Here is a 12,784-nt window from a genome sequence, read left to right as displayed (position 1 = left end):
CACCACGCATGACACGGTAGCGCCCGACCGTTGGTCGTGGCGGCGGCGCGCAGCGCCGTGGGGCTTGTTGCGCACTGGCCGATAGTGCCGCCCGTTGGCCGGCAACCTCGCACTACCAACATTCATGCAGATGCCGGCCAACGGCCGGCACTATCAACCAAAGGCCGCTCCCGCAGCTTGTTTCCACCGGTTTCTGCACACAAAAAAAGGCGCAGCCTTGCGACTGCGCCCGTGCCCTACACCTGCCGGGAGAGAGGGACGGCAGGTGGAAGCCGCCTACTTGACTTCAAACTCCTGGGCCATGCCGGCCGGCTGGCCGTCCAACGTCACTTCCGCGCGGTACTTGCCGGTCGGCCAGTCGTTGGTATTGCTGAACTCAAGGTTGGTCGTCTCGGCACCTTCGGTGTTGAGCATGGCGTTCTGCTCACCGGCCACCTGGCCGTCCTGGTAGGTAAGCCTGGCGGCCACGGTCGCATTGCTGGCGGTGCCGTCGGTCTTCACCGAGACGATGATCTTGTCCTTGGCGCCCAGCGTCGCCAACGGCGCCACGGTCTTGTCGGCCGCCGCCGCATTGCCGACGCTGACCGAGGTGACGCTGAGCGCCGAAGCCGCCGGGGCCGGCTCGTTGACCGGGGCCGGCATGCTGGCCTCGGGCGCCGGGGCCGGCGCGGGTTCCTGCTTCTTGCAGCCGACCAGGGCGACGGCGCCGATGGCGGCGACCAACAGGACATTGCCGAACGAAGTCTTCTTCATGGGGTGCTCCCTAACGTGTATTGGGGGAAGCGCACGACGGTGAAGTGCGCACTGGAACGGATGCGGACGGTCAGGCCTGGCGTGGCGGAATCTTCAGCACCTGCCCGGGGAATATCCTGTCCGGGTTGTCGAGGACGTCGCGGTTGGCCTCGAAGATCCGCTTCCACGCGTTGGCGTCGCCCAACTGCGCCTTGGCGATCTTCGACAGGTTGTCGCCCTTCTGCACGGTGTACTGCTGCCCGCCCACGATCTCCGCGGTGCTGTCCACCGTGGCGGTGACGCCTGAGAAATCCGCCTTGGGCACGACCTCGGCGGTGCTGTCCACGGTGGAGGTCACGCCCGAGAAATCGGCCTTCTTGTCGGTACCCATCCAAGCCACCTGCGCTTCTTGACTGGGACCCACGATTGCACGCTGCCTGTTAAGGATTCATCGCTGCGGTGTAAAGCCGGCGTATGTCCGCGAAAAACTTATTGGCGCGCGTCACGGAATGCCGCATTGGCCGGCTGGCCCAGCGTGGTGCGGCGCGGGTTGATGTCGAGCCCACCGCGGCGGGTGTAGCGCGCTTCCACTTCCAGCCAGTGGCAGCGGCAGTGCCGCGACAGGTCGAGGAAGATGCGCTCCACGCACTGCTCGTGGAATTCGGCATGGTCGCGGTAACTGACCAGGTAGCGCAGCAGGCCGGCGCGGTCGATGCGCGGGCCGTGGTAGCGGATGCCGACGCTGGCCCAGTCCGGCTGGCCGGTGACCGGGCAATTGGACTTGAGCAGCTCCGACACCAGCATCTCGGTGACCGGGGTGTCGGCATCGGCGACGAGGAACCCGGCGTCCGGCGGGCCGTAGCAGTCGATGTCCACCTCCAGCGCGTCGATCGACTCCCCACCGGCACCGGCCACCGGCGGCAGGCCGGGCTCGACCCGCACGGTGGCCCCGGCGCAGGCGGAAAGATCGGCGGCGATGCGGGCCCATGCCGCATCGGCACTGTCGAAGCGGGTGGCATTGAGCGAGTTGAGGTAGAGCTTGAGCGACTTGGATTCGATCAGGTTCGGCGAGTCGCAGGGCACATGCAGGGTGGCGGTGCCCACGCACGGCTTGCCGCGCCCGTCCAGCCAGCCCAGTTCGTAGGCGTGCCAGCGGTCGTCCCCGGCGAACGGCAACCCGCCATCGATGCCGATCTCGGCCCGGGCCGCGGCGCGGGGAATGGGGAACAGCAGGCCGGGGTCGTACTGCGAGGGGTAGGCGACCTCGCGGCCGAGGCTGGAATCCTGGGGGGTGTTCATGGGCGACATTGTATGTGCGTCCGCTTGAACCGCGGATTCGTGGATGACCAACGGGTAGATGGACGGCGAGCCGATCCTCCCGGGAGAAACCACCACGCAAGAGCGACCGCGGGGCGGAGCGGGACCGGCAGTCCCACCCGCCCGATGGGGAAGAGCCAACGGGCCGGTCAACCAACGGCCCCGTGGAACGTTCACCACCAACATTGGTCCCAGTGCGTGGCCCATCGGTCATGGCCTTGGCCGTCACCGGCCGGCGCTATGCTTTCCGCCTTCCCTTTCCGCCCCAGGTTTCAGGAGTTTTCGCATGTCACGTTTCTGGAAGACCGTGCTGCTGGTCGTCGCGGTATTGCTCGTGGCCGGCATCGGCTACCGGGTGCTGGGGGGCGGCAAGCAGAAGCAGGCAGGCTGGGGCGGGCAGCAGGGCGACGCGCAGGTGCCGGTGACGGTGGTCGCGGCCGTGCGCGATACGGTGCCGGTGTACGTCACCGCGCAGGGCACGGTAAGCGCCTACAACACGGTCACGGTCAGCCCGCAGGTGGGCGGCCAGCTGCTCAGCGTCAACTTCCGCGAGGGCCAAGCGGTGAAGAAGGGCGAGCTGCTCGCGCAGATCGACCCGCGCACGTTCCAGGCCCAGTACGACCAGGCGGCGGCCAGCCTGCGCCAGAACCAAGCGCTGCTGGCCACCGCGCAGTCCAACTACGAGCGCTCCAATTCCGAGGCCTACCGCCAGTACGTGGCGCAGACCGACCTGGACACGCTGCGCAACCAGGTGGCGCAGTACCAGGCGGCGGTGGCGGCGGCGCAAGCGTCGATGGCGCAGAGCAAGGTGCAGCTGGACTACACCCGCATCACCGCGCCGATCGACGGCGTGGCCGGCATCCGCGCGGTGGACCCGGGCAACGTGGTCGCCGCCGGCACCGCGCTGGTCACCCTCACCCAGCTGCAGCCGATCCACGTGCTGTTCAACCTGCCCGAGCAGCAGCTGGACGCGGTGCGCGCCGCGCAGGCCGCCGGCCCGCTGCGGACCGCCACGCTCGACCGCGCCGGCGGCGAGGTGGTCAATGCCGACGGCACGCTGCAGGTGGTGGACAACCAGATCAGCAGCAGCAGCGGCACCTTCCGCCTGCGCGCCGAGTTCGCCAATGCCGACGGCGCGCTGTGGCCGGGCCAGTTCGTCAACGTGCGGATGAAGCTGGGCGAGCTGCCCGACTCGGTGGTGGTGCCGGCCGAGGCCGTGCAGCGCGGCAGCGCCGGCGATTTCGTCTACTTGGTCACGCCGGACGACACTGTGACCCTGCGCGATGTGGTGCAGGGCGGGCAGGTGGACGACGGCCACGTGGTCATCGACAAGGGCCTGCAGGCCGGCGACAAGGTGGTCACCGAGGGCCAGTTCCGGCTGAAGGAGGGCATCAAGGTCACGCCGCTGCAGCCGGGCCAGGCACCACCGGCGCCGAGCGAGGAACAGCTCAAGGCCGCCGGCCAGCGGCGCGGGGCCGGACGCGGCCCGCGTTGAGCCGCGCCGGCACCTGATCTGAAACTGACACTTGGCGCTAATCAGGCGCCGGCAGGCCGCAGGACACGCGCGGCACGGCCTGATCCGGCAGCCAAGCGCACTCCCCTTCATTCCAGGAACCGACCGTGGGCTTTTCGACTCTCTTCATCCGCCGCCCGATCGCCACCTCGCTGCTGATGGTCGGGCTGACGCTGCTGGGCATCCTCGGCTACCAGCGCCTGCCGGTGGCGGCGCTGCCCGAGATCGAGGCGCCCAGCCTGGTGGTGACCACGCAGTACCCCGGCGCCAGCGCGCAGACGATGGCCGCGCTGGTGACCACGCCGCTGGAGCGGCAGCTGGGCCAGATCTCCGGGCTGGACCTGATGACCTCCGACTCCTCGGCCGGGCTGTCCAGCATCGTGCTGCAGTTCTCGATGGAGCGCGACATCGACACCGCCGCGCAGGACGTGCAGGCGGCGATCCGCCAGGCCACCCTGCCCGGCTCGCTGCCCTACCAGCCGGCCTACAACCGGGTGAACCCGGCCGACGCGCCGATCCTGACCCTGAAGCTGGCCTCGGACACGCGCCCGCTGCGCGAGGTCAACGACCTAGCCGACTCGCTGCTGGCCCAGCGCCTGTCGCAGATCGACGGCGTGGGGCTGGTGTCGATCGCCGGCAACGTGCGCCCCGCGGTGCGCATCCAGGCCAACCCGGCGCAGCTGGCGAACATGGGCATGACCCTGGAAGCGCTGCGCAGCGCGCTGACCCAGGCCAATGTCAACGCGCCCAAGGGCTCGCTCAACGGCAAGACCCAGAGCTACACGCTGTCCACCAACGACCAGCTCGACGACGCGGCGGCCTACAACGACGTCATCGTGCGCTACCAGAACGGCGCGCCGGTGCGGCTGCGCGACGTCGCCAAGGTGGTCGACGGGGTGGAGAACGACCAGATCGCCGCCTGGGCCGACGGCAAGCCGGCGGTACTGCTGGAAGTGCGGCGCCAGCCCGGCGCCAACATCGTCAAGACCGTGCAGAACATCCGCCAGATCCTGCCCGGCCTGCAGGCCATGCTGCCGGCCGACGTGAAGCTGGACGTGTTCTCCGACCGCACCGTCACCATCCGTGCCTCGGTGCACGACGTGCAGTTCACCCTGATCCTGACCATCTGCCTGGTGGTCGCGGTGATCTTCGTGTTCCTGCGCCGGCTGTGGGCGACGGTGATCCCGTCGGTGGCGGTGCCGCTGTCGTTGCTGGGCACCTTCGGGGTGATGGCCTTCGCCGGCATGTCGCTGGACAACCTGTCGCTGATGGCACTGACCGTGGCCACCGGCTTCGTGGTCGACGATGCGATCGTGATGATCGAGAACATCGTGCGCTACATCGAGCAGGGCAAGGACGGCCAGGAAGCGGCCGAGACCGGCGCGAAGGAGATTGGTTTCACCGTCTTGTCGCTGACGGTGTCGCTGATCGCGGTGTTCCTGCCGCTGATCCTGATGCCGGGCGTCACCGGCCGCCTGTTCCACGAGTTCGCGTGGGTGCTGACGATCGCGGTGTCGATCTCGATGCTGATCTCGCTGACGCTGACCCCGATGATGTGCGCCTACCTGCTCAAGCCCGACGCGCTGCCCGAGGGCGACGATGCCCACGAGCGGGCCGCCGCGCAGGGCAAGACCACGGCGTGGTCGAGGCTGGTGCACCTCTACGAGCACAGCCTGGACTGGGTGCTGCGCCACCAGCGCCTGACCCTGGGCATCGCGCTGGGCTCGGTGGCGCTGACCGTGCTGCTGTACATCGCCATTCCCAAGGGCCTGCTGCCCGACCAGGACACCGGCATGGTCACCGGCGTGGTGATCGCCGACCAGAACGTGGCCTTCGAGCAGATGCAGCAGCGCACCCGCGCCGTGGCCGAGGCCCTGCGCCACGACGAGGCGGTCAGCGGCGTGGCCGCCTACATCGGCGCCGGCACGATGAACCCCACGCTCAACCAGGGCCAGCTCAGCATCGTGCTCAAGGACCGCGGCGAGCGTGGCAGCCTCGACGCCATCCTGCCGCGGCTGCAGGCCGCCGCCGCGCACATCCCCGGCATCGCGTTGTACCTGAAGCCGGTGCAGGACGTGACCCTGGACACGCGCGTGGCCGCCACCGCCTACCAGTTCTCGCTGTCGGACATGGACGGCGCCGAGCTGGCCGAGCAGACCGCGCGCGTCACCGACGCGCTGCGCCGCCTGCCGGCGCTGGCCGACGTCGACAACAACCTCGCCAACCACGGCCGCGCCCTGCACGTGGAGGTGGACCGCGACAAGGCCAGCCGCTACGGCGTGCCGATGCAGACCATCGACGACACCCTGTACGACGCCTACGGCCAGCGCCAGATCTCGACCATCTTCACCCAGCTCAACCAGTACCGCGTGGTGCTGGAGGTGGCGCCGGAATTCCGCACCTCCGACGCGCTGATGAACCAGCTGGCGATCGGCAGCAACGGCAGCGGCGCGCTGACCGGCAGCAACGCCACCACGCTGGGCCAGGTGACGTCGAGCAACTCCTCCACCGCCACCGGCATCGGCAACGCCAATACCGGCATCGCGCTGGGCGCCGGCGGCAGCATCCCGCTGTCGGCGATTGCCAGCGCCACGCCGGGCACCGCGCCGCTGATCGTCAGCCACCAGCAGCAGCTGCCGTCGGCGACGATCTCCTTCAACCTCGCGCCCGGCTATTCGCTGTCCGAGGGCGTGGCGGCGATCAACGAGGCGGTGGCCGCGCTGCAGCTGCCCGAGCAGATGCAGGCGCAGTTCATCGGCACCGCCGCCGAGTTCTCCAGCAGCCAGGGCGACGTGGTGATGCTGCTGCTGGCGGCCATCGCGGTGATCTACATCGTGCTGGGCGTGCTCTACGAGAGCTGGATCCACCCGCTGACCATCATCTCCACGCTGCCGCCGGCCGGGGTCGGCGCGCTGCTGGCGCTGTACCTGTGCGGCATGAGCCTGTCGGTGGACGGCATCGTCGGCATCGTGCTGCTGATTGGCATCGTCAAGAAGAACGCGATCATGATGATCGACTTCGCGCTGGACGCGCAGCGCGCCGGCATGAACGCCTTCGACGCGATCCGCCGCGCCTGCCTGCTGCGCTTCCGCCCGATCATGATGACCACCGCCGCGGCCATGCTCGGCGCGCTGCCGCTGGCGCTGGGCACCGGCATCGGCTCGGAGCTGCGGCGACCGCTGGGCGTGGCCATCGTCGGCGGCCTGCTGCTGTCGCAGCTGGTGACGCTGTACACCACGCCGGTGATCTACCTGTACTTCGAGCGGTTCTCCGGATGGGCCGCGCGGCGCCGCGAGCAGCGTGCCGCGGCGCGCCTGCACGCGGCCCGCTGAGGCACACGGCATGAACCTCTCCGCGCCCTTCATCAAGCGCCCGATCGGCATCAGCCTGCTGGCCATCGGCCTGTTCTTCGCCGGCCTGCTCTGCTACCTGCGCCTGGGCGTGGCCGCGCTGCCGAACCTGACCATCCCGGTGATCTTCGTGCAGGCCAGCAACATCGGCGCCGACGCCAACACGATGGCTGCCACCGTCACCGCGCCGCTGGAGCGCCACCTCGGCCAGGTGCCGGGCATCGGCATCATGCGTTCCAGCAGCAGCGACGGCCGCAGCATGGTGTTCCTGATGTTCGACACCAGCCGCGACATCGATTCGGCGGCGCAGGACGTGCAGGCCGCGATCAACGCGGCGATGGCCGACCTGCCGGCCGGCATCGGCACGCCCACCTACCAGAAGGCCAACCCCAACGACGACCCGGTGATCGCGCTGGCGCTGACCTCGGACACGCAGTCGGTGGCCGAGTTGTACAACCTGGCCGACTCGCTGCTGGCGCAGCGCCTGCGGCAGCTGCCCGGGGTGTCGCAGGTGGACATCGCCGGCGCCTCCACGCCGGCGGTGCGGGTGGACCTCAACCTGCGCGCGATGACTGCGCTGGGGCTGAGCCCGGACGACCTGCGCAACGCCATGCGCGCGGCCAACGTCGCCTCGCCGCTGGGCTTCCTCGACGACGGCCGCAGCCAGACCGCCATCGTCCTCAACGACCAGGTGCGCAAGGCCGCCGACTTCGCCAACATCGCCATCGCCAGCCACGACGGCGCGGTGGTGCGGCTGCGGGACATCGCCAGCGTCTACGACGGCCAGCAGGACGCGTTCCAGGCAGCGTGGTTCAACGGCCAGCGCGGCGTGCTGATGTACGTGTACCTGCGCGGCGGCGACAACCTGGTGGCGACGGTCGACCGGGTCAAGGCGGCCATTCCCGCGCTGTCCGGCTACCTCGACGCCGGCACCATGCTCACGCCCTACTTCGACCGCACCCCGACCATCCGCGCCTCGCTGGCCGAGGTGCAGATCACGCTGATGATCAGCCTGGCGATGGTGGTGCTGACCATGGCGCTGTTCCTGCGCCGGCTGGCGCCGACGCTGATCGCCGCGGTCACCGTGCCGCTGTCGCTGGCCGGCGCGGCGCTGGTGATGACCGCGCTGGGCTTCACCCTCAACAACCTGACCCTGCTGGCGCTGGTGATCGCCATTGGCTTTGTCGTCGACGACGCCATCGTGGTGATCGAGAACATCATGCGCCACCTCGACGCCGGCCAATCGCGGCTACAGGCGGCGATGGCCGGCGCGCGCGAGATCGGCTTCACCATCGTCTCGATCACCGCCTCGCTGGTCGCGGTGTTCCTGCCGATCATCTTCGCCCAGGGCATGCTCGGCGCGTTCTTCCGCGAGTTCACGCTGACGCTGGTGGCCGCGATCATGGTCTCGGCCGTCGTCTCGCTGACCCTGACCCCGGCGCTGTGCGCGCGCTTCCTGCAACCGCACGAGGCGCACGTGCGCGAATCGCGCCTGCACCGGCTGCTCGACCGCGCGCACGCAGGCATGCTCCGCGCCTACACCGTGGCGCTGGATTTCTCGCTGCGCCACGCGCTGCTGCTGGCACTGACCCCGCTGCTGCTGATCGTGGCCACCTTCTACCTCGCCGGTGCGGTCGGCAAGGGCAGTTTCCCCGAGCAGGACACCGGCCTGATCTGGGGCCGCGCCAGTTCCGCGGCCACCGTTTCGTTCGCGGAAATGAGCGAGCGCCAGCGCCGGCTGAGCGACATGATGCTGGCCGACCCGGCGGTGAAGATGGTCGGCACCCGGCTCGGCGCCGGCCGCCAGGGCAGCAGCGCGCAGTTCAACATCGAGCTGAAGACCGTGGCCGAGGGCCGCCGCGAACCGACCGGCACGGTGGTCGCGCGGCTGAGCGCCAAGGCCGCGCAGTTCCCCGACCTCGACGTGCGCCTGCGCGCGATCCAGGACCTGCCCTCCGATGGCGGCGGTGGCGGCCAGGGCGCGCAGAACCGCGTCACCCTGCAAGGCAACGACGGCGAGCAGCTGGCCGAATGGCTGCCGAAGGTGGTGGCCGCGCTGAAGCAGAACCCGAAGCTGCGCGACGTCGGCTCGGACGTGGACAAGGGCGGGCTGATGCAGAAGATCGTCATCGACCGCGACAAGGCCTCGCGGCTGGGCGTGAGCATCGGCGCGGTCGACGGCGCGCTGTACGGCGCCTTCGGCCAGCGGCAGATTTCCACCATCTACGCCGACCTCAACCAGTACGGCGTGGTGGTCAACGCGCTGCCGGGGCAGACCGGCAGCCCCGCCGCCATCGAGGACCTGTACGTGGCCTCCAGCAGCGGGCAGATGGTGCCGCTGACCGCCTTCGCCCACCAGGAGCCGGGGCTGGCGCCGTCGCAGGTGACCCACCAGAACCAGTACACGGTGATGGACCTGAGCTACAACCTCGCCCCGGGCGTGAGCAGCGGCGAGGGCGATGCCATCGTCAAGTCGGTGATCGAGGGCCTGCGCATGCCCGGCGACATCCGCCAGGCCGCCCCCGGCGGCTTCCGCCAGGCGCTGGACCCGACTTCGATGCTGATGCTGGTCATCGCCGCCATCGCCACGGTCTATATCGTGCTGGGCATGCTCTACGAGAACCTGGTGCACCCGGTGACGATCCTGTCCACGCTGCCGGCCGCGGGCATGGGCGCGCTGCTGGCGCTGTGGATGACCGGCACCGACCTGTCGGTGATCTCGATGATCGCGCTGGTGCTGCTGATCGGCATCGTCAAGAAGAACGCGATCATGATGATCGACTTCGCGCTGGTGGCGCAGCGCGAGCACGGCAAGAGCCCGGCCGAGGCGGTGCGCGAGGCCAGCATCGTGCGTTTCCGCCCGATCATGATGACCACGATGGTGGCGATCCTGGCGGCGCTGCCGCTGGCGATCGGGCTGGGCGAGGGTTCGGAGCTGCGGCGCCCGCTGGGCATCGCGATGATCGGCGGCCTGCTGATCTCGCAGAGCCTGACGCTGCTGAGCACGCCGGCGCTGTACGTGATCTTCTCGTGCCTGCAGCAGCATTGGCGCGGCTGGCGGGCGCGGCGCAGGGCACACCGCCAGCAACGCACCACCCGGGCCACCCCGTAGCAGCGGGGCTCGCCCCGCTGGCTGTTGCTGTTGCCGTTGCCGTTGCCGTTGCCGTTGCCGTTGCCAGTGATTTTGCTTTTGCTCCTGCGCTTTTGATTTTCCGGGTTCCCTTCCGCAGCGACGGAGCCGACGGACAAGACCCCGAAAGGGGCGACGTGCATGGATGCACGTCGTTTTTCGACGAGACAGGGATGTCTCGTCGAAAAATCCCGTCGGCGGAGTGGACCCGCGGCACGTAGTGCCGTGGGCGCGGAGGCAGGGCGTGCTTGACCAGCCATTCGGCTGTTGGAAAGCGCTTCTCTTGGTTACCTTCTCTTTGCACAAGCAAAGAGAAGTAACTCGCTTCCCGAAAGGGGAGCGAAAGCCTTTGCCATTGATTGTTTTCCCAAACGAGGAGAAGCAGCGGCAAGAATCAAAGCCGGAGCTTGAAAGCAGAGCTTTCACTCCTGCTTCGCAGGAGCGAGTCACTTTGACCAGCCATTCGGCTGTTGAAAAAGCGCCTCTTTGCTTGTGCAAAGAAAAGTAACCAAAAGAAAGCACAGCCGGGACGCGAGCCGATGCGGCTGCGCCGCATCGGTCCCCTGCGCTCCTCGCGGGCCGGGGGGACGGCGCACAACTCGCTGCGCTCAGACACGTGCGCCTCTTCGCCCCCCGTCCCGCTGCGGTGCTCGGCTCGCTTTAGGGCAGGGAGGTCAAAAGCCGAAGCAACAGCCAAAGCCAAGGCAACAGCCAGCGGGGCAAGCCCCGCTGCTACGGGGCAGCAGAGCCTCGTAGGTGCCGGGCTTGCCCGGCACGGCTCTTGCCACCACGAATCACATCGCCAACTGCGCCAGCGACTGCGCCTGCAAGCGCTCGTAGATCGCGAACTCGTCGGCTGCCGGCGCGCCCAGTGCCTGCTCAAACGCATCGCGGTTGGCGCGGGCGGCATAGGCGCGCTGCTCCTCGCCACCGAGGTTGGACTGGAAGATGCCCGCGGCGCTGACCGGCAGGAAATCCTCGTAGATGATCGGCTCGGCCGTGGCCAATCCTCGCTCGATCAGCACTTCTGCCGGCAGTGCGCGTTCGGTGGCCGGCGCGGCACGGCCGGCATCGGTCAGCACATGGCGGTAGTAGCCCAACCCCTCGCGGCGCAGGGTGGTGTGGTCGTCCGGGAAGCTCGTGAACGCCGCTTGCAGGCGCTGGGCGTAATCGTCGCCAGCGCTGCCCGCGCCCTCGCGCGCCTGCGCCAGCAGCGTGTCGTACAGCGCGCGGCCCTTCGGGGTGAGGGCCAGGCCACGCTGCTCGATCTCGCCGAAGCGCGCGGTGTGGGTGCCGGCGGCGTTGTCCGCGCCCGAAGGGAAGTGCACCAGTTCCTCCAGCGCCTTGAAGCTGGTCTGGCGCAGCAGGATCGGGCACGCGCGGCGCGGCGGGCCTTCGATCACTGCCTTGGCGGCGATGCCGCGCGCATGCATCGCCGCCTGCGCCGCATCGATATCCAGCGTGCGCGGGGTCAGGTGGTTGATGTGCGGGCCGCGGAAGCTGACCACGTCGGCCACCAGCCGGTGCGCGGCGTGCAGGGCATGGTAGGTGTCCAGCGACACGGTGGCGGCGTTGTGCCAACGGAAGGTTTCCAGCGCCTCGACCACGAAGCGCCAGGCGTCCTCTTCGCTCAATCCACCATCGCGCTCGCACTGCGCGATCAGTTGCAATGCGCCGGGGGTGAAGATGTTGCGGCGGGAAAGAATGTCGGCCGCCTGCGCGCGCAGCGCCTCGTCCTCGATCAGCTCCAGCCGCAGCAGCGAAGTGAACACGCGGAACGGGTTGCGCATCAGTGCTTCGCCATCGACCGGGCGGAACGCAGTGGAGTGCACCGGCACGCCGGCCACCGACAGGTCGTAGTAGCCCACCGGCTGCATGCCCATCACCGCGAACAGCCGCCGCAGCGTGGCCAGTTCCTGCGCGGTGCCGACGCGGATCGCGCCGTGGCGCTCCACGTCCAGCCGCTCGCGCTCGCCGCTGCGCTGCATCCGCTCGGCCAGTTGCGGTTGGTCGTCCAGCACGCGGTCGTTGATCTCGCCGACCAGTTCCACCAGCGTGCCGTACAGCGGCACCTCGGTGCGGTACATGTGCGACATCGACTGCGAGAACAGGCTGCGGATGTGATCGGGCGAAACGAAACGGTCGGCGGTCATGTCGGGGCGCGCGGGCGCGGTGGCGGGAAAGCCGCCATTTTCGCCCGGATGCGGGGTCTCCAGCCATTCCGGAGAAATGGCCCCGAAGAATGAGGCCCGTGCAACGGGTGGGTCGGGGCTACGCCCCCGACGCACGGGATACGGGAGCGCCCGGTGTCGGGGATGTAACCCCGACCTACGGAGGCTTCTCCCTTCGGGAGAAGGTGCCCGCTCGCGCAGGCAGGATGCCGAAGCGGACGGCGAAGCCGGCCCGAAGGGCATGCCGCAGGAGCGGCATGCAAGGGCGGATGGGGAGCAAGCGAAATCCAGATGGTTCAACCATCATCGACTTCGCTCGCCCCTCACCCCAACCCCTCTCCCGATGGGAGAGGGGCTTCAAATAGCAAAAACAAAACCACTGGAAGACCCCATGCAAGCCAACATCGTCGTACTGCCGGGTGACGGCATCGGCCCGGAAATCACCGCCGTCGCCGTCGAGGTACCCAAGCCCGTTGCTACCCGTTTCGGCCCCGACTTCAGCATCAGCGAGCACGACATCCCCGCACTCGCCTTCCCCAACCACCGCAGACACCTGCCGGCCCCCACGCCA

Annotated in this window: 8 protein-coding genes; 4 read left to right on the top strand and 4 right to left on the bottom strand. The window is 68.8% G+C overall.

Features of this window, described 5'->3' with window-relative positions:
• Window positions 1–276: 276 nt before the first annotated feature.
• The 3 genes from ABB34_RS11600 to queF all read right to left on the bottom strand — a co-directional run bounded on the left by ABB34_RS11600 (window position 277) and on the right by queF (window position 2,031).
• Window positions 277–753: a hypothetical protein gene (locus ABB34_RS11600; RefSeq protein ID WP_057641490.1), complete on the bottom strand. Its 477-nt coding sequence runs from the start codon at window positions 751–753 to the stop codon at window positions 277–279.
• A 70-nt stretch (window positions 754–823) separates the two neighbouring features.
• Entirely contained in the window at window positions 824–1,123 is a 300-nt protein-coding gene (locus ABB34_RS11595) for a LysM peptidoglycan-binding domain-containing protein (protein WP_057641489.1), read from the bottom strand.
• Between the two features lie 98 nt (window positions 1,124–1,221).
• Complete coding sequence (queF, locus tag ABB34_RS11590) at window positions 1,222–2,031, bottom strand: NADPH-dependent 7-cyano-7-deazaguanine reductase QueF (protein WP_057641488.1); 810 nt, start codon at window positions 2,029–2,031, stop codon at window positions 1,222–1,224.
• Between the two features lie 304 nt (window positions 2,032–2,335).
• Here queF and ABB34_RS11585 point away from each other — a divergent pair, with 304 nt between their 5' ends.
• The 3 genes from ABB34_RS11585 (at window position 2,336) to ABB34_RS11575 (ending at window position 10,024) form a co-directional block, all read left to right on the top strand.
• A complete protein-coding gene (locus ABB34_RS11585; protein WP_057641487.1) occupies window positions 2,336–3,544 on the top strand; it encodes an efflux RND transporter periplasmic adaptor subunit in 1,209 nt (402 codons plus the stop codon).
• Window positions 3,545–3,669: 125 nt separating this feature from the next.
• Window positions 3,670–6,894, top strand: coding sequence for an efflux RND transporter permease subunit (locus tag ABB34_RS11580; RefSeq protein ID WP_057641486.1), 3,225 nt, complete (start codon window positions 3,670–3,672; stop codon window positions 6,892–6,894).
• A 10-nt stretch (window positions 6,895–6,904) separates the two neighbouring features.
• Window positions 6,905–10,024, top strand: a complete 3,120-nt coding sequence (locus ABB34_RS11575) for an efflux RND transporter permease subunit (RefSeq protein ID WP_057641485.1) — start codon at window positions 6,905–6,907, stop codon at window positions 10,022–10,024.
• Between the two features lie 812 nt (window positions 10,025–10,836).
• Here the strand turns inward: ABB34_RS11575 and hglS are convergent.
• Window positions 10,837–12,195, bottom strand: coding sequence for a 2-oxoadipate dioxygenase/decarboxylase HglS (gene hglS, locus ABB34_RS11570; RefSeq protein ID WP_057641484.1), 1,359 nt, complete (start codon window positions 12,193–12,195; stop codon window positions 10,837–10,839).
• A gap of 409 nt (window positions 12,196–12,604) precedes the next feature.
• Between hglS and ABB34_RS11565 the strand changes: the two genes are divergently transcribed.
• Window positions 12,605–12,784 (top strand): isocitrate/isopropylmalate family dehydrogenase (locus ABB34_RS11565; protein WP_245625443.1); only part of this gene is annotated, 180 nt, incomplete at its 3' end.

It is taken from the genome of Stenotrophomonas daejeonensis (assembly GCF_001431505.1).
Taxonomy (GTDB): domain Bacteria; phylum Pseudomonadota; class Gammaproteobacteria; order Xanthomonadales; family Xanthomonadaceae; genus Stenotrophomonas; species Stenotrophomonas daejeonensis.
This window is presented reverse-complemented; position numbering and strand designations above follow the sequence as displayed.

Excerpts from the sequence above, each read along its gene's own strand:
- ABB34_RS11600 (WP_057641490.1), bottom strand. The coding sequence starts at position 753 with ATGAAGAAGACTTCGTTCGGCAATGTCCTGTTGGTCGCCGCCATCGGC.
- ABB34_RS11595 (WP_057641489.1), bottom strand. The coding sequence starts at position 1,123 with ATGGGTACCGACAAGAAGGCCGATTTCTCGGGCGTGACCTCCACCGTG.
- queF (WP_057641488.1), bottom strand. The coding sequence starts at position 2,031 with ATGAACACCCCCCAGGATTCCAGCCTCGGCCGCGAGGTCGCCTACCCC.
- ABB34_RS11585 (WP_057641487.1), top strand. The coding sequence starts at position 2,336 with ATGTCACGTTTCTGGAAGACCGTGCTGCTGGTCGTCGCGGTATTGCTC.
- ABB34_RS11575 (WP_057641485.1), top strand. The coding sequence starts at position 6,905 with ATGAACCTCTCCGCGCCCTTCATCAAGCGCCCGATCGGCATCAGCCTG.
- hglS (WP_057641484.1), bottom strand. The coding sequence starts at position 12,195 with ATGACCGCCGACCGTTTCGTTTCGCCCGATCACATCCGCAGCCTGTTC.